Origin of the sequence: Desulfitobacterium hafniense DCB-2, assembly GCF_000021925.1 — a bacterium.
GTDB classification, from domain to species: Bacteria; Bacillota; Desulfitobacteriia; order Desulfitobacteriales; family Desulfitobacteriaceae; genus Desulfitobacterium; species Desulfitobacterium hafniense.
Genome location: NC_011830.1, coordinates 4,208,012 through 4,225,909, shown reverse-complemented (window position 1 = coordinate 4,225,909; position 17,898 = coordinate 4,208,012). Strand labels below are relative to the sequence as shown.

General features: G+C 53.2%; 9 protein-coding genes. All 9 read left to right on the top strand.

Going from position 1 to position 17,898, the window contains the following annotated elements:
• Positions 1–3: 3 nt before the first annotated feature.
• The gene (locus DHAF_RS19840) at positions 4–1,653 is read left to right on the top strand and encodes a nickel ABC transporter substrate-binding protein (RefSeq protein WP_015944919.1); all 1,650 of its coding nucleotides are present in this window, start codon (positions 4–6) and stop codon (positions 1,651–1,653) included.
• A complete protein-coding gene (locus DHAF_RS19835) occupies positions 1,650–1,868 on the top strand; it encodes a hypothetical protein (protein WP_015944918.1) in 219 nt (72 codons plus the stop codon). Before DHAF_RS19840 ends, DHAF_RS19835 begins: the two co-directional genes overlap by 4 nt.
• Positions 1,831–3,621: an ABC transporter ATP-binding protein gene (locus DHAF_RS19830; protein ID WP_015944917.1), complete on the top strand. Its 1,791-nt coding sequence runs from the start codon at positions 1,831–1,833 to the stop codon at positions 3,619–3,621. Before DHAF_RS19835 ends, DHAF_RS19830 begins: the two co-directional genes overlap by 38 nt.
• On the top strand, positions 3,615–5,339 hold the full coding sequence (locus DHAF_RS19825; RefSeq protein ID WP_015944916.1) for an ABC transporter ATP-binding protein: 1,725 nt from the start codon (positions 3,615–3,617) through the stop codon (positions 5,337–5,339). The genes DHAF_RS19830 and DHAF_RS19825 overlap by 7 nt, the downstream gene beginning before the upstream one ends.
• Before the next feature lie 127 nt (positions 5,340–5,466).
• The gene (locus DHAF_RS19820) at positions 5,467–6,207 is read left to right on the top strand and encodes a thioesterase II family protein (protein WP_015944915.1); all 741 of its coding nucleotides are present in this window, start codon (positions 5,467–5,469) and stop codon (positions 6,205–6,207) included.
• A complete protein-coding gene (locus tag DHAF_RS19815) occupies positions 6,204–6,902 on the top strand; it encodes a 4'-phosphopantetheinyl transferase family protein (protein WP_015944914.1) in 699 nt (232 codons plus the stop codon). The genes DHAF_RS19820 and DHAF_RS19815 overlap by 4 nt, the downstream gene beginning before the upstream one ends.
• An 82-nt stretch (positions 6,903–6,984) precedes the next feature.
• A complete protein-coding gene (locus DHAF_RS19810) occupies positions 6,985–8,604 on the top strand; it encodes a (2,3-dihydroxybenzoyl)adenylate synthase (protein WP_015944913.1) in 1,620 nt (539 codons plus the stop codon).
• Entirely contained in the window at positions 8,594–12,175 is a 3,582-nt protein-coding gene (locus DHAF_RS19805; RefSeq protein ID WP_015944912.1) for a non-ribosomal peptide synthetase, read from the top strand. Before DHAF_RS19810 ends, DHAF_RS19805 begins: the two co-directional genes overlap by 11 nt.
• Positions 12,176–12,210: 35 nt before the next feature.
• Positions 12,211–17,880, top strand: a complete 5,670-nt coding sequence (locus tag DHAF_RS19800; protein WP_015944911.1) for a non-ribosomal peptide synthetase — start codon at positions 12,211–12,213, stop codon at positions 17,878–17,880.
• Positions 17,881–17,898 lie beyond the last annotated feature (18 nt).

Sequence of the window (17,898 nt, the reverse complement as noted above, 5' to 3'; positions counted from 1 at the left end):
AAAATGAAGATGAAAAGATGGTTGGCGGTTGTATTGTCTGGGGTTCTGGTGTTTTCACTGGCTGCTTGTTCTCAGAGCGTTAACAATCAAGGAGGCGCACAGACTTCCGGCTCAGGGGAGCAGACCGTTCATTTGAATCTGCCTGAAAGCTGGGGCTTTGAGTCGTTTTATCCCGTCATTACGCCGGCTAATTCATCAAGCGGCTATGGGATCACCTACTATTTGACCAGTTTCTACGATACCCTGGTCACTTACGATGAAAAGGGTGAGTTAGCCGGGCTGCTGGCGGAGGAATGGTCTGTGAGCACCGACGGCAAGGTCTATACCTTTAAAATCAGGGAAGGGGTGAAATTCTCCGACGGAACCCCGCTGACCGCAGAGGATGTGGCTCAATCCCTGCTGGCAGTTCCGGTCAATCTGGGCCAATATAACGGCAGCTACGGCAAGCTTTCCACCATCATCGCCGATGCGGTGGCCAAGGATGATCATACGGTGGAATTATACCTGACTCAGCCCTATTACAGCACCTTGCGGGATTTGTGCCTTGCCAACCCCTTTGCCATCGTGTCCGGTGAGCAGCTCAACGAGGATCTGACGGCAAAAACAAGCTTCAATACCATAAGTTATGGAACGGGGCCTTATATGTACGGGGGTGACGGAGACGGCAAAAGTTATACCTTTGTGAGAAATCCCCATTACTGGGGAGAGCAGCCGGATGTGGACAGTTTCACCATCAAGGTGATCGCTGATAATGACGCCAAGGTGCTTGCCCTTAAAAATGGCGAACTGGACTTTATGTCGGGTATTGCCAAAATATCCTCGGAAAGTTATCAGGAAATGAAAAACACCAAGGGCTTTGGCGCGGCGGTGGATAAGGCCCCCATGCAGACCTATTATCTGGGCTATAATCTGAAGAATCCCCTGTTTGCGGAAAAAGTGGTCAGGGAAGCCATGGCAGCCGCTATTGACAAAGGGAATATAGTGGACGGGATTTTCGGCGGAATTCATGAGCAGGCGGATACCTTTTTTGCCAAATCCCTGCCCTATTGCGATATGGAGCAAACCACCTATGAGTTTGACCTGGCAAAAGCCAACCGTTTGCTGGATGATGCCGGCTATGTGGATAGGGACGGGGACGGTATCCGCGAGATCAACGGAACCAGACTGGCCGCTGATTTTGTCTATCAGACCGAATCCGTAGCCAACAATGATATGGTGGTTTATATCTGCGATCAGCTGAAAAAGATTGGCATTGAATTGACCCCGAAATCGGCGCCCATGATGGAGTGGTATGCCATGATTACCGGAGGGCAGTACGGAGTGACTGTTTTCAAAACCCAGGGAGGCTATTATGATCCGGCCAATATTATCAGCGCTATGAATCCAAGCCAGTCCATGGACCCCATCATCATGCAGGCCGGTGAGTTTTTGCCGGATGGCGTGGGTCTGATCAATGAAGTGAATTCAACAACGGATGAGGCCAGAATCCAGGAGATTTATACCATCATTTTAAACACCATCGCGGATAATTGCCTCATGACTCCTCTTTATTACACCCATCAAGTCGCCTTGTATAATGATAAAGTTGCCGGCTACAATTTCCCGGCCGATGCCGGCTTCACCTCCATTCAGAATATAAAGGCAGCCAAGTGAAAGGCAGCCAAGTGAAAGGCAGCCAAGTGAAAGGCAGCCAAGTGAAAGGCAGCCAAGTGAAAGGCAGCCAAGTGAAAGGCAGCCAAGTGAAAGGCAGCCGGGTGAAAGACAGTCAAGTGAAGGACAGTCAGGTGAAAGACAGCAAGACAGAAAGAACTATAAGGACGGGGGAGTGTTATGAATCAGCAATCAAGCGGGATAAAACGGCTTCTTGAATTTACCGGCCAAAGCCGGGGCCTGCTCACCCTATCCCGTATCTTATCCGGGATCAGCGCGCTGTTTATCCTGGGACCGTTTCTGTGTGTTTACTTTGCCGCTAAAGATTTGGTGAATGTCTTTGCGGGGGGCTCCCTGGACCCAGAGAGCCTTGTCCGGTGGGGAGTTCTGGCCCTTATCCTGGAGTTAATCGGGCTGGCCCTCTATTTTGCGGCCCTGCTTTGTTCCCATGTGGTGGCTTTCCGCACGGAAAAGAATTTAAAGATGGCCGTCCTCACCCATCTGGCCAAAATGCCCCTGGGCTATTTTGATCGGAATCCCAGCGGCAAGCTGCGTAAAATCATTGATGATAACAGCTTTCAGACCCAAACCTTTATTGCCCACCAGCTCCCGGATTTAGTGGGAGCTCAGGTGACGATGGCCGCCAGTCTCGTCCTCATGCTGCTCTTTGACTGGCGGGTGGGTCTGCCGCTGCTGCTGCTGTTTGGGGTGGGCTTTTTTCTGCAAGGTTCCCTGAACGGCAAAGAGAGCATGAAGTTTATGCAAAGCTATCAGGACGCTCTGGAGACCATGAATCATGAGGCTGTAGAGTATATAAGAGGGATCTCGGTGGTCAAGGTGTTCGGGCAGACGGTGCATTCCTTCAGCAAATTCAATGCCGCTATCCAATCCTATCGGGATGACGCCCTGGCCTTTACCATGTCCTGTAAAAAAGGGATGGTGGCCTTTAACTCCATCGTCAATTCCAGCTTTCTGGTGCTGGTGCCGGCGGCCTTGCTCATCGGGCTGGTTTCTCCCGATTTGCCGGGCTTTATGCAGAGCTTTCTGTTTTACCTGATCTTTTCGCCGGCCTGTGCCGTCATGCTCAACAAAATCATGTATATGACCAGCTACAAAATGCAGGCCGAGGAATCCATGCGCAGAATTGATGGGATTCTGAGCGCCGAGCCCCAAAGGGAAGCGGCCCGGCCCCAGACGGCCGGCGGCCATGAGATCTCCTTCGCAGACGTCACCTTCAGGTATGAGGGGACGGACCATCCGGCGGTGTCCCACCTCAGCTTTATCGCCAAGCCGGGGACCACTACGGCCCTGGTGGGGCATTCCGGTTCCGGGAAAAGCACCACGGCCAGCCTGATTCCCCGTTTTTACGATGTTCAGGAGGGTGTGATTAAGATCGGCGGGGTGGACATCAGAGAGATGGCCTCTGAGGATTTGATGAGAAAGGTGGCTTTTGTCTTTCAAAACCCCAGGCTGTTCAAGGATACCCTGCTGGCCAATATTCGCGCCGCCCGGCCGGAGGCCACCAGGGAAGAAGCTTTGCAGGCGGCCCATCTGGCCCAATGCGATGATATTTTAGCCAAGCTGCCCCAAGGGATCGATACGGTGGTGGGCAGTAGGGGGGTTTATCTTTCCGGCGGTGAGACCCAGCGGATTGCCATCGCCAGGGCGATTCTGAAGGACGCTCCCATCGTCCTGCTGGATGAGGCCACCGCCTATGCCGATCCGGAGAGTGAGCAGCAGATTCAGCAGGCCTTTAAGGGGCTTACCAAGGGCAAAACCGTGGTCATGATTGCCCACCGCCTGTCCACGGTGCGGGATGCCGGGCAGATTGTGGTGATGAAGCAGGGCGGGATTGTGGAAAAGGGGACCCATGACGGGCTGGTGGCTCAGGGAGGGGAATATGCCCGGATGTGGGATAACTATCAAAAATCCACCCAATGGCATATTGGAGGGGAGGTAAGGTCATGCTGAAGGGCATGTTTGCCCTGAGCGATCAGGGAGCAAAGGATTTAAACAAAGGGATCGCCGCCACTACCCTAAGCAATATAGTCCTGATTCTTCCGGTCAGCCTGCTGATCCTGGTGGTCATGGAGCTGCTCAATGGGATGGGGGGAGAAACCGCCGGACTGCAAAGGACCGTTTCCTTGATGCCCTTGTATGGGGTGCTCACAGTGGTGCTGTTCGTGATGGTCTTTGCCACCCAATGGCTGCAGTACAACAAGACCTATACGGTGGCCTATCAGGAAAGCGCCAACCGGAGAATTGTGCTGGCGGAAAAGCTCCGCAAGCTGCCCTTATCTTTCTTTGGGCAGAAGAATCTGGCCGATTTGACGGCGACCATTATGGGGGATTGCACAGCCCTGGAGCGGGTCTTCGCCAACGCGATTCCCCAGCTGTTGGGAACAGTCTTCATGTTTATTCTGACGGTCCTTGGCTTAGTTATCCTGGATTGGCGGTTGGGCCTGTGCATTGCCCTGCCTGTGCCGGTGGCCGCCCTGGTGGTCATCGCCGCCCGTAAAGCTCAGCAGAAAGCGGAAAGGGCCAATCTGGATGCCAAGCGCACTGCTTATGACGGGGTCCAGGAGTACCTGGAGACGATTGGGGAGCTCAAAGCCTGCTCCCGGGAAAAGGAGTATCTGGAGGGGCTGGAACAAAAGCTGGATCAGGTGGTGCGCTGCTCCTTCCGCAATGAGCTGGCCCCTGGCGCGGCCACCACAGCAGCCCAGTTTATTCTGCGGTTCGGCTTGGTCGCTGTGCTGCTGGTGGGGGGCTACCTGGTTGCCAAGGGTTCCCTTTCCATTCCCATGTTCATTCTCTTCCTGTTGTTTGCCGGCCGGATTTATGATCCTTTCACCAGTTGCTTTATGATGTTGGCGGAAGTCTTTTCGTCACTGGTCAGTGTGGGGAGAATGAAGCAGATCGATGCCACACCGGAGCAAACCGGGGACCCCGTTTGCAACAACCAGGGATATGATCTAGAGTTCGACCAGGTGGTATTCTCTTATAACGATGAGCCCGTATTGAGAGGGATTTCCTTTGTGGCCAAACAGGGAGAGATCACAGCCCTGGTGGGCCCTTCGGGCAGCGGGAAATCCACCGTTTCCAGACTGGCCGCACGTTTCTGGGATGCGGATTCAGGCAGGATTACCCTGGGCGGAGTCGATATAACCAAGGTTGAGCCGGAAACTCTGTTCAGGAATTTCGCCATTGTGTTTCAGGATGTGATGCTGTTTGATGATACGGTCATGGAGAACATCAGGCTGGGCCGCCGGGAGGCTACGGATGAGGAAGTCAGGGCAGCCGCCCGGGCTGCTCAGTGTGAAGAATTCATCGAGGGCCTGCCGGAAGGCTACCGGACAAACATCGGCGAAAACGGCAGTGCCTTGTCGGGCGGGGAGCGGCAGCGTATTTCCATTGCCCGGGCGTTGTTGAAGGATGCGCCGGTTGTCTTGCTGGATGAGGCGACGGCTTCCATGGACGCTGAAAGTGAAACCCTGGTCCAGGAGGCCTTGTCGGTCTTGTTGGAAAATAAAACCGTGATGGTCATTGCTCATCGGATGAGAACCGTCGCCAATGCCGATAAGATTGTGGTTCTGGACAACGGCCATATCCGTGAACAGGGTACTCCGGCCCAATTGATAAATCAAGGCGGACTTTATGCCCATTTGGTATCTCTTCAGCAAATTTAGGCCTTTGCCGGGGCAGGGCCAATTTTTTTAAAGAAAAAGTTAGCTTATACTAACTTTTGGGGGTGGCTGGGAGGTGGCGAAAAGAAGGTATGATGAATAACTCACGAGGGGGTGACGAAGAGCAAGCATGATGAGCAATCCCTATTTTGTAAGGACGTTCAAGGGAACAGCCCAAAACAGACTTTTTTTGTTTCCCTATGCAGGGGGCGGAGCCTCGGCTTTCAATCCATGGCAAAAGCATTTTACAGACACAGAGATTCTCCCGGCCCACTATCCGGGCCGGGAGACCAGAATCAAGGAAAGGCCGCTGGAAAGCCTGACCCTTCTGGTTGAGGAATTGTGGGCCGGGATGGAGCCGCTGCTTAGGGATGGGACTCCCTATTACTTATTTGGACACAGTCCCGGTACGAAAGTGGCTTATGAACTGGCCCTGCTGATCCAGCAAAGCAATGTTCCCTGCCAGTCCAAGGGAATGATTATCGCCGCCGGAAAAGCCCCCTGCCTGAAGGAAACCCATCCCATTCATCAGTTGGATGATGCTCATTTTATCCGGGAAATCGGCAGGTTTTCAGCCACACCTGCTGCTATCCTGGCCTCCCCGGAATTGATGAGCCTTTTCTTGCCGGCACTCAGGGCGGATTTCCGCTTGGACGAAACCTATCACCGCCGGGAGATAGAAAAGGTTAAGTGCCCTATCCTGACTCTCATGGGGGATCAGGATCCGGAGCTTACCCTTGATGAACTGCTGATGTGGAGAAATTATACCCAGGGTGACTTTGCTGTTCAGACCGTCGCCGGAGCACATATGTTTATTCTCAGCAATAAAGAGGCTGTGATCAAGATACTTCAGGACTATATGGGCCCATGAACACAGATGGCGAGAGGCTTAAGCTATATCACATCACCAGCAATGAGAAAGTGGCCATTCCTGAGGTAAAAGACTTGTTAAACAAGGGGATACCCCAGATCTTTCTCGTTAATACAAACAGGGGGGAGTGCAGAATAGAAAGTTTCCGGTATTTAACCAGGGAAGAGGAGGGGCTGCTTGGCTCCTACAGGCAAGAGTCTGATCAAAACAATTACCGGGTAACCCATAGTATCGTCAACTATATCTATGCCAATGTATTGCATTGCGGGATTGAGGAGCTTCTTTTCGGACGGGGAAAGTACCAAAAGCCCTTTATAAGCAATGATTTGAATTATCACTATAACATAGCCCACTCGAAAAACTTTGCCCTGGTGGGGATCCATGGCCGGGAGCTGGGGGTGGATATCGAGTCTATTGACGAAGGGCTGGACTATAAAGCCATTGCCCGGGACCTGTTCGCCCAGGAAGATCGGGAATACATACAGAGGGAGCCCGGGAATTTTTTCAGGCTTTGGGTGGCCAAGGAAGCTTATCTGAAACTCAGGGGAACAGGGTTTTACAGTGATCTGAAAGAGCTTGCCGTCAAAGGGGAAGAAGAGGGGAAGATCATCCTGCTGGACAAAACCAGCGGGTCCTGTCACCCGGTCTTTATGACGGAGCACCTGTCCTGCAGCATAGGATTCAGTTGTCTATAAAGGAAAGTACCTGTAGAGGAAAGTGTCTGCAAGGGAAAGTGCCTGGAAAAGAAATTGTCTATAAAAGAAAGTGAGGGAGTTCATGACTGGAAATCTGAAGGAGAGTCTGGAAAGCTTCTATGCTGCCAAGGTGTGGGAAGATATCACCCTGGGCAAAGCGCTGTCGGCTTGGAGTGAAACATATGGGGACAACATCGCCTTAACCGAAGCGGACAGACAAGTAACCTATCGGGAGCTGGAAACGGCAGCCAGGAGAATGGCGGCCGGTTGGCAAAGGCGGGGATTTGGCAGGGGGGATAAGATCGTCCTGCAGCTTCCCAACTCCATTGAGTTTGTCGTCAGCGCTTTTGCCCTGTTCAAATTAGGAGTTATTCCCGTCATGGCTCTGCCTGCCCAAAGAAAAACAGAAATCAAAGGGATTATCGAAAAATCCGGGGCCAAGGGCTATGTGATCAAGGAAAAATACTTGGGGTTTGACTATAAAAGCCTGGCCAGGGAAATCCGCCGGGAAATCGAAACCGATCTGGCGGTGATCGTCATCGGCAGAAGCGACGAATTTATAGCTTATGAGGATTTAGGGGAAGGCCCGGAATTAAGAGATGAACCGGAGATAGGCTCCGGGGAGGTGGGTTTGTTTTTATTATCGGGAGGAACAACGGGAATCCCCAAGCTGATCCCCCGAAGGCATGCCGATTATTTATATGTGGCGCAAAAGACTGCGGAGCGCTGCCGCCTGGATCAGGAGTCCGTCTATTTGGCGGCCCTGCCTGTGGCCCACAATTTCCCCCTGGGTTGTCCGGGTTTGCTGGGTACCTTGAGTGTGGGCGGCAGAGTCGTGATTTGTGCGGTGGCCAGCCCGGATGAAATCATCCCCCTGATTGAAGAGGAAGGGGTGACCATAACGGGCCTGGTGCCGGCCCTGGCCCATATGTGTATTGAGTTTTTGGAGCTGGATGGGGAGTGCGATATATCCTCCCTTAAAGTCATCCAGGTGGGGGGAGCGGTCCTGGATTCCTATTTAGCCGCCAGGATCGAAAAGGCTTTTGCTTGCACCTTGCAGCAAATATTCGGAATCGCCGAAGGCTTGATTTGTTGTACGGATTTGGCAGACAGGGAGGAGATCAGGTATCACACCCAAGGGAAACCCATCTCGGCATACGATGAAATACTGATTGTGGATGAAAAAGGCCAGGAGGTCCCGGAGGGAGAGTATGGTGAGCTGACGGTCAGGGGCCCCTATACCATCTATGGCTACTATAATCTTGAAGAAGTCAACCAAAGCTGCCTGTCGGATCAGGGCTATTTTAAAACCGGAGACAAAGCGCGCTGGCAGGATGGCAATCTCCAGGTGGCAGGAAGGCTGAAAGAGATGATCAACCGGGCCGGAGAGAAAATCACCCCGTCGGAGCTGGAAGAGCTGCTGCTGAGACATGAAGACATAGAGGATGTTCAGGTGGTGGGGGTTGAGGATCAAGAGCTGGGGGAGAGGATTTGCGTATTTATAATGGCTCAGAATAAGGGGTTGACCTTGAATGCTCTGCGCAATTATTTAGTGGGGCAGCAGGTGGCTTCATACAAACTGCCGGATCAGCTGGTTTATTTGGAGGCCTGGCCCCTCACCAATGTAGGGAAAATCGACAGAAACCAATTAAGAGTCTTGGGAACACAGAGAGGTAATCAGGAGGTTTTTCATGGAAGATAAGAATCCGAGAACAGCAGCCATGGAGTTTGTGGGCCAAAAGGTCCGGGACCTGTTAGCTGCGGAGCAGATCGCCGCCGACAGCAACCTCATTGAAGAGGGGCTCAGCTCCCTCATGATCATGCAGATTGCCGGCGGCCTCCGCAAATACAAGCTCAGGATTTCCTTTGCCGCTTTAATTGAAAAGCCTACCCTGAGGGACTGGGCTGAACTCATCAACAAGGCAAAGCTCAAGGAAGCCGGGCAGGTCCCGGAAGGGGCGGTGGAACGGGTAGTGGAAGAGGCGGTGGAAGAGGCAGCGGGGGAGGCAGCGGCAGCGGAACGGGCAGTGGAACGGACAGCGGGGGAGCCCGGGGGCCAATTCCCCCTTACGGATGTGCAATATGCCTACTGGGTGGGCAGAAATGATGACCAGCCTTTAGGCGGGGTAGGATGCCATGCTTATCTGGAATTTCATGGACAGTCTATCGATCCCCTCAGGCTGAAGCTGGCCTGGAATGCGCTGCAGAGACATCATCCCATGCTGAGGGCGAAATTCTTCCCCAATGGCCGGCAGGCCATTATGCCTTCCCCCTACAGTGAGGAGATTGAGGTGTTTGAGCTGGGAGGATTGGCCCCAGATGAGCTGCAAGAGGAGCTTTTATCCCTAAGGTCCGCCCGGTCTCACCGCAAACTCAAGGTGGAAGAAGGTGAGGTGGCCGGCCTTGCTCTGGCTCTTCTTCCGGACGGTACCGGCCGGCTTTTCCTCGATGTTGACCTGCTGGTCGCCGATGTTTTAAGCCTCAGCCTGATCATCCGGGATCTGGCGGAAGCTTATCTGGGGAAGAGGCTTGGTGAACCGCCGGAATATACCTTTCAGGATTATATCCGCGGCAGAGAAGGGGAAGCGGAAAACCAGGAGCGGGAGGAAGATAAACGGTTTTGGGAAGGGAAGCTGCAGGCCATGGACTGGGAAGGGCTGCGGATGCCCCTGCAAACCAAGCCTGAGTTGATCAGCAAAACCAGGTTCAGCAGAAGGCAGGCCATCGTAGGCCGGGAGGATTGGCAGAGAATCAGGCAAACCGCGGCCCGCTACCAATCCACCCCCTCCATGATCCTGCTGACGGCTTATGCTCTCGTCCTGGAAAGATGGTGCAGCCAGGGGAGTTTTTTCATCAATATTCCCTTATTCAACCGGGATCTGGAGGACGGGAGGATCAGCGCCATGGTCGCGGATTTTACCAATCTCCTGCTGGTTGAATTTATGAAGAAACCCCAGGAAACCTTTCTCATGACCATGGAACGGGTAAAAAGCACATTTTTGGAGAATGTCTCCCACAGCGGTTATTCCGGTGTGCGTGTGCAAAGAGATCACTTTGGCAAGATGGGGGGGACGGGTTTTGTGGCACCGGTTGTGTTCGCCTGCAACATCGACTACCCCCTGGAGACCCCCCTATCGCGCCGGGCCTTTGGCGGGGTGGGCTATATGGTGTCCCAGACACCTCAGGTGTGGCTTGATTTTCAAACTTATGTCCGTGATGAAGAGCTGATGCTCTGCTGGGATGCCGTGGACGAATTATTCCCCGAGGGTTTAGTGGATGATATGTTCGGCGCCCTGCAGGACCTGATCCAGGGGCTGGCTCAACATGATGACTGGAATCAGGGGTTCGATGTTCTGCCGCCCAGACAAAAAGCACAACGGGCCGGGGAACTGGCAGATCTCCTTCCCTTAAGCCCTCCCCCTAAGACACTGCTGAGCGGCTTTCTGAGTCATGTCCGCCAAAACCCTGACAGCATCGCCCTCATTGACGGCCGGACCCAGGGGTCAATCACTTACGGGGAATTATACCGCAGAGCATTGGCCGTGGCTGGATTATTGGTTCGGAAAGGAGTCCAACCCGGCGACTATATGGGCATTTTATTGCCAAGAGGATGCGGGCAGATCTATGCCATATTGGGTATTCTCATGGCCGGCGGGGTTTATGTGCCCATCGGCATCAGCCAGCCGGAGGGGCGCCGGCAGAAACTATACAGGCAGATAGGGTTAAAAGGGATTATAACCCATGGGGAAACCATCCCCAGCGGGCATCCGGATCATGAGGGTATCCTGGTGGTGGAGCTGGAAGAGGGGATGGGCAAGGGAGGTCTGGAGGAGGGGATGGGCAAAGGAGGCCCGGGAGTGGGGACGGACAAAGGAGGTCTGGAAAAGCCGGTCATGGCTTCCCCACAGGACAGCGCGTATGTCATTATGACCTCCGGAAGTACCGGGAGCCCCAAAGGAGTGGAGATCAGCCATGAGGGAGCGGTGAATACCATTGAGGATATCAATGGCAAATTCGGGATATCAGCCAGGGATTCGGTCCTGATGGTTTCCGCCATTGATTTTGATCTTTCGGTGTACGATCTCTTTGGCATGCTCTCGGAGGGGGGCAGGGTCATTGTCCTGGACGAAGAGAACTATAAAGATCCTGATGTCTGGCTGAGGCTTATGCAACACTATTCCCTATTGGTTTGGAATTCGGTTCCGGTCCTTTTTGATATGTTGGTGACCATGGCGGAGCGGCGGGAGGCGCCCCTTGACTTAAGGCTGGTCATGCTTTCCGGCGATTGGATAGGGCTTGATCTGCCCCGGCGATTCTATGAGCTGAACAGAAACGCCACGGTGGTGGCCCTGGGAGGGGCGACGGAAGCCTCCATATGGTCCAATTATCAGGTTGTGCCGGAGAGGCTTCCCTCAGACTGGATCACTATTCCTTATGGTCAACCCTTAAAAAACCAAATCTACAAGGTCATGGACAAGTGGGCAAGGGTCTGCCCCAATTATGTGGCCGGAGAGCTCTGGATAGGGGGAGCCGGTGTGGCCAAAGGCTATAAGGGTGACGAGGAACTGACCGGGCAGAAATTTAAAACGGACACCATCCGCTGGTACAAAACCGGTGATTCAGGAAGAATGTGGGAAGACGGCACCATTGAATTATTGGGCAGGCTGGACAATCAAATCAAAATCAAGGGTTACCGCATTGAGACCGGAGAAGTGGAAAGTGCCTTGATGAAGCTGCCCGGTGTGGCGAATGCCGTAGTATGCCTGAGCGAAGAAAATGAGGATAAGGTGCTGGCGGCCTATCTGGTGGCCAAGGAAAAGGTCAAGGCAGAGGAAAAAAGGTATGCGGAGGTGGAGGGGGTAAAAGAGGCTCTGGCGGCCTGCCTTCCCCACTATATGATCCCGGCGGTCTATGTTTGGGCCGGGGAGCTGCCGTTAACGGTCAATGGAAAACCTGATAAGCGGCAAATCAGTGAGCTGTTAAAGAACCGTTGGCAGAAGACGTCTTTCTCGCCGCCGGAGGGGGCGCTGGAAGGGCAGATAGCCAAAGTGTGGCAGGAGGTGCTGCATAAAAAAGAGCTATCCCGCCATGATAATTTCTTTAAATTAGGCGGGGATAGTCTGAAAGCGGTGGAGATCGTCACCAAAGCCGGGGCTGTGTTAAAGCTTCCCCTGACCCTATCCATCCAAACCCTGTTCCGATGCCCCACCCTGAGGGAATTTGCCCTGGAAATAGCTAAGCTGGGCAGCGGCTATGAAGAGGAAATCATCTGAAGAAGTTCATGCTAGGTTAGAGGAGGTTGCCGTCAATGACGATTGAAAAAAGAATGAAGGAATTCCGTAACCAAGGGATTGTTTTATGGCCTGAAGGGACTGCCTTGAAATTCAAAGCACCGAAGGGTGTGGTTACGGAAGAGATAAGAAGCTTTTTAAAAGAAAACAAACAGAGGATTATCCAGTACCTGGAGGGGAATCAGCAGGCTGCTTGGGCAAGGAACAGGGCGGGCAGGTTCAATAAGTTTCCCTTGACCGATATCCAGAATTCTTATGTGGTGGGCCGCAATAAGCACTATGAATTAGGCGGGGTGGCCTGCCACGGCTATTTGGAAATCGAGTTTGAGGAAATCCTGGATATAGAGAGATTGGAGACAGCCTGGAATAAGGTCATCCAAAAGCATGATATGCTGCGGGCCATCGTCTACGATGTGGGCTACCAAATCGTCCAGGAAACGGTGCCTCTGGTAAGGATTCCGGCCATTGATCTGCGGGGCGGGGGGAATGACAAGGGCCGGGAAGCCTTGCGGAAAAGTCTGGCCCATAAGCAATACCCCTTGGGCCAGTGGCCTATGTGTGATGTGGCGGTCAGCATTGATGAAGAAAAATCGGTGGTCCATTTTTCAGTGGATATGCTGATCGCTGATTTTTCCAGTATGAACATTATCCTCAATGATCTGGAGCATTTTTACAGAAATCCTGAGGAGCCCATCAGCTACCCCACCCTTTACCGGGATAGTGTCATGTATCAAAATGACCGGAAGATGCTGAACCCCCAGGAGCGGCAGGCTGCCGAAGCCTATTGGGAGCAAAAGCTTCCTTCTCTGGGTGAAGCCCCGGAGCTTCCGGTCATCAAGAAAACCGGACTGACGGAGCATACTTTTTCCCAAAAAAAGCTGTTCCTGGAGAGGGAAAGGTGGCAGGGGTTTTGTGAGCGGGCCAAAGATGCTCAGATTACGCCCTCGGTGCTGGTCATGGCGGCCCTGGCGGAAGTGACCGCCTTATGGTCCTCAAGTCACAAGTTCAGCATCAACACAACCATCTTCAATCGTCCTCCTCTTGCCGAAGATATCCATCAGGTTGTGGGGGATTTTACCGACGTCATTGTTTCCTCTATCGATCTGGATTTCAGTATCCCCTTTAGCCAAAGAGCCCAGGCTATCCAAAAGGATCTTTGGACGGATTTGGAACACAGCGCTCTATCCGGGGTGGAAGTGCTCAGAAAAATGACCAAAGAGCGCAAAAAGAACATCATTATCCCGGTGGTTTTCACAAGTACGGCAGGGATCGCCGGCAAGGAGGACGCCACGGTCCGCAGAAGCATCCGCTACAAGATCAGCCAAACCCCCCAAGTGTATCTTGACTGCCAGGTAGCGGATGAAAATGGGGGGGCGAAAATAAATTGGGATGTCCGGGATGGGGTTTTTGAAGAGCCGGTGATCAGCGACATGTTTGAGAGTTTTTCCCGCTTAATCAGCTCCCTTTGTGAGCCTGAACAGCAGGTTTTGGCAGACTATTTTCCGGTGGAATTGCCCCTGGGAACCAGGGAGGTAAGAAACATCACCAACTCCACGGCCAGGGAGTATCCTCCCCGGATGATGGAGGAGGGGTTCCTTCATGCCCTGAGGCACTATCCCAACAAGACGGCTCTGATTACAGACCGGGAAGAGTTTACCTATGCATCTTTTTCCCGCTATGTGAAGACCGTGGTGGATCTGTTGAAGGAACAGGATGTGCGGCCCGGGGACAGAGTGGGTATCAGCATCGATAAAAATCAATGGCAGATTGCGGCGGTCATGGCCGTCCTGTTGGTGAAAGGGACCTATGTGCCGATTGATGTTCACCAACCCTCTGCCCGCCAGGAAAAGATCATTAAGGGAGCCGGCATTAAAGTGCTGTTAATCCAGGATGAGGACTACTCTTCCCAGAAGGGCCATCCCGCCCGGGAAGGCTGCTCTGCCCAGGGAGGCTGCCCACCCTGGGAGGGCTGCACCACGATCAATCTGCAGGGGGTATCCCTGGGAAATGAGCCTTTGGATGTCTTTACGTCCGATCCTGATGACTCCGGCTCTGGTGGCCCCGGCTCTGCTGCTCCCGGCTCTGTTGCCCTCGGCTCCGCCTCCTCTGGCCCCGATTATGACCGGCCGGCTTATATTATTTTTACTTCCGGGACTACCGGGGAGCCCAAGGGGGTGGTTATTTCCCACCGGGCGGCCATGAATACCATCATGGATGTCAATCACCGCTATGGGATAGACGAATCCGATGTGTTTCTTTGCTTAGCCAATCTCTCCTTTGATCTGTCGGTCTATGATATTTTCGGCTGCTTTGCGGCGGGGGGCACCCTGGTTATGCCTGCTTCGTCACAGATCAGGGACCCCAAGTATTTGTATGATCTGATCCTGCTGAACCGGATCAGTGTGTGGAACTCGGTTCCGGCACAAATGCAGATGGTGGTCAATTATCTGGAATCTGTGGAGAGCATGAAGAAGAAAACCTCCTTGAGCAAGGTGTTTTTATCCGGGGATTGGATACCGGTCAACCTGCCTGAGCGCATTGGCGCCATGTTTCCCCAGGCCAGGGTGGTCAGCATGGGCGGGGCCACGGAGGCCTCCATTTGGTCGATTTATTATGACATTGCCAAAGGTGAAGTCTTTGGGAAAAGTGTTCCCTATGGGAAACCCATGGCCAATCAAAGGTTCTATGTGCTCAACGGTGAGGGGCGGCCCTGCCCGGATTATGTGGAGGGGAACCTCTATATAGCCGGTGACGGCTTATCCCTGGGGTATTTGAACGATGAGAAGCTGAACGGGGAAAAGTATGGCAGGCTGCCGGCGACGGGGGAAAGAATTTACCGGACCGGGGACAGGGGGTACTACAGGCGGGATGGCAATATCATGTTCAGAGGCAGGGAGGCCGGTGATGAGCAGATCAAAATTCACGGCCACCGCATCGAGCTGGCTGAAATACGTACGGCCTTAACCGACTATCCCCTGATCGATTCAGCTCTGGCTTTGGCCGTAGGGACACCCCCCGATGAATTGAAGATCAGTGCGGTGATGACGCCCAAACGCAGGTCGGAACAGCAGGATATCGAGCCAGATGATCAGGAACTGGCTATGCTGGCCGCGGCGGGCCGGTTTTATGAGACAGGCATGGACGGGGAATTGCTGGAAAAATGGACGACCAAATCGGAAGAAGTGGTGATCAGCGATATCTATCATACCTTCAAAGGCTTCGGGATCTTTGCGGAAGTGGATAAGCGCCATTCCTTTGGGGAAATCATGCAAACCATGAACATTCCCGAAAAGCTCCATAAGCTGACCAGATTATGGCTGCAGGTGCTGGTGAAAGAAGGGGTGCTCCGGGAAGAAGAGCAAACCTTTGCTTTGGTGGAACATAACCTTCACCTCGATTCCGGGGCCCTCTGGGATGAGTTCTACCGGATTGAAGAGGAGTTCAACTACAGCCGGGAATTTGTGGATTATCTGAAAAAATCCAGCGATGTGCTGCCGGAAATGATTCAGGGACAGGAAAACCCTCTCAACGTGCTCTTCCCCAAGGGGGATGTGGCACCGGCCATGGCGGCCTACCATGATAACAAAATCAATCAGATCCAGAACGGGATTGCGGTTAAGGAGGTCCTCTATCTGTGCCGGCAAGCCAACCAAAAGGAACCGGGCCGGCCCTTCCGGATTTTAGAGGTGGGGGCGGGAGTGGGCGGAACATCCCTGGATCTGATTCCCCAGCTGGAGGGCCGGCAGGTGGAATATCATTTTACCGACCTGTCCGCCTTTTTTCTCAATCATGCCCAGGAGAATTTCCGTTCCTATGAATGGGTGAACTATGGGCTGTTTGACATCAATCAGGATTTTGCCCTCCAGGGCTATGAGGCCTTTTCCTTTGATTTGATTCTCTGCGCCAATGTTCTGCACAACGCCAGGGATATTCATGAGGTGATGGATAACCTGAAGCACCTGCTGGTGGACCGGGGAACCATGATCATTCTGGAGGAGACCCGCGTCAGCTACATGCTGCTGACCTCCATGGAATTTAAGGACGGACTGACCGGATTCCAGGACGAGCGGGGGGAGGAGCAAACCTTTTTCACCAGGGCCCAGTGGGAAAAGATCTTCAGCCGCCACGGCGGGGAGATTGTTTTTGAATTTCCCGGTCAGGACAGCAAGCTGGATATCTCCGGCCAAACCATTTATATCACCAGGTATGCCGGGGAGTATGAGCCCTTGGACAAAGGGCGGGTGCAGGAGCATTTAGCCAATACGGTTGCTCCCTACATGATTCCAAGCACCCTGCTGGTGCTGCCGGCCCTGCCCCTGACGGACAATAAGAAAGTGGATATGGGCAGGGTAAGGGCCTATCTGGAGCAAAACCACCAAGCTTCCGGGACGGAGCCGGGAGAAAAAGCCCTGCCGGAAACGGAGCTGGAGAAGCGGATTGCCGTCATCTGGTGCCGGGAATTAAAAATAGCTTCCTTTGGCAGGGAGGACAATTTCTATGAGGTAGGGGGAGATTCACTTTTGATCGCCCAGGTGGTGGGCAAGATGGTGGAAGAGATCGAAGAGGCGGAAGGCTGGGAATGGAGCGCCTTGCTGACGGAAATGATGCAAACGCCCACAGTCAAAGAGGTCGCCGCCAAAATAGAGAGATTCTTCAGCCATAGGGACACCTTTATTGATCCCTCCCTGATCCAAATCAAAGACAGCCGGCTGCCCCGGGAGCAGTCCGTGGCCAAGGTGCTGTTCCATGCGGGAACAGGGACCCTCTCCGCCTATACGGATCTCATCGCCTATATTGAAAAGGACAGCAAAGAGGATGAAAGTGTCCTGGGATTTTCCTTTGGCAATGAGGTTGACTATATTTCCATGGAGACCCAGGATACCTTCAAGCTGCTGGGCAAAAAATACGGCAAAATTCTCAGCAGCTTAGGGTTTGCCAATTATATTCTGATTGGGCATTGCGTAGGCGGGGTGATTGCCCTGGAGGCGGCGGAGCATCTGCGGGAGTCCGGGCATCGGGTTTCCGATGTCACCTTGATCAGCGCCACCATTCAAATGCAGAAAGAGATGACCCACTACCGGGAGCTGCCCGACCAGGTGTATGCCCGAGCTTTGGAAACCAGCCTGGACAATGAGCTGCTGCTGGAGCGCACCTTTGCCCGGCTGATTAACGCCAATGAGTATGAAGCGGGATATACCACCCAAGAGGCGGATCTGGAAAGGTGCATTGAATTCCTGGTCAAGGAACGCCAGGGTGAAGTAAGCGCCGAAGCCTTGTGCTCTTTGGACGGTCCGTATCAGGAGATTGGCGATAACTTTAAGGAGCTGTCCAGAAAGCCGATTTCGGAAAGACTGAACGATCTCTACGCCACCATTGAGCGGTCTGAGTCCAATTTAATGGAGCATGAACGGAGGATGCTCAATACCTTGTTTAATATTTTTTCCCAGAATTTCGGCTGCGTGGCCAGTCATGAGCCCAGACCCTATGGGGGGCAGGTGCGGTTGTTCTCTTGTGAACAGCAGGAAGGGAGCTTCTTCCGGGAGTTTTTTGGGGAGAACCTGGAGACCTGGCTGCCCTATCTCCAAGGGGAATACACCTATGAGGTGATCGCCGGCCAGCATTTTGATTGTATTGTTGAACCTAATCTGCAAAAGAACATCGGCAGGATCCTGAATTTCAGATACTAAAAGAGAAGAGGCGATTCT

What these genes read in the sequence shown, in the direction of transcription:
- DHAF_RS19840 (WP_015944919.1), top strand. Translation starts at nt 4, where the DNA reads ATGAAGATGAAAAGATGGTTGGCGGTTGTATTGTCTGGGGTTCTGGTG.
- DHAF_RS19830 (WP_015944917.1), top strand. Translation starts at nt 1,831, where the DNA reads ATGAATCAGCAATCAAGCGGGATAAAACGGCTTCTTGAATTTACCGGC.
- DHAF_RS19825 (WP_015944916.1), top strand. Translation starts at nt 3,615, where the DNA reads ATGCTGAAGGGCATGTTTGCCCTGAGCGATCAGGGAGCAAAGGATTTA.
- DHAF_RS19820 (WP_015944915.1), top strand. Translation starts at nt 5,467, where the DNA reads ATGATGAGCAATCCCTATTTTGTAAGGACGTTCAAGGGAACAGCCCAA.
- DHAF_RS19815 (WP_015944914.1), top strand. Translation starts at nt 6,204, where the DNA reads ATGAACACAGATGGCGAGAGGCTTAAGCTATATCACATCACCAGCAAT.
- DHAF_RS19810 (WP_015944913.1), top strand. Translation starts at nt 6,985, where the DNA reads ATGACTGGAAATCTGAAGGAGAGTCTGGAAAGCTTCTATGCTGCCAAG.
- DHAF_RS19805 (WP_015944912.1), top strand. Translation starts at nt 8,594, where the DNA reads ATGGAAGATAAGAATCCGAGAACAGCAGCCATGGAGTTTGTGGGCCAA.
- DHAF_RS19800 (WP_015944911.1), top strand. Translation starts at nt 12,211, where the DNA reads ATGACGATTGAAAAAAGAATGAAGGAATTCCGTAACCAAGGGATTGTT.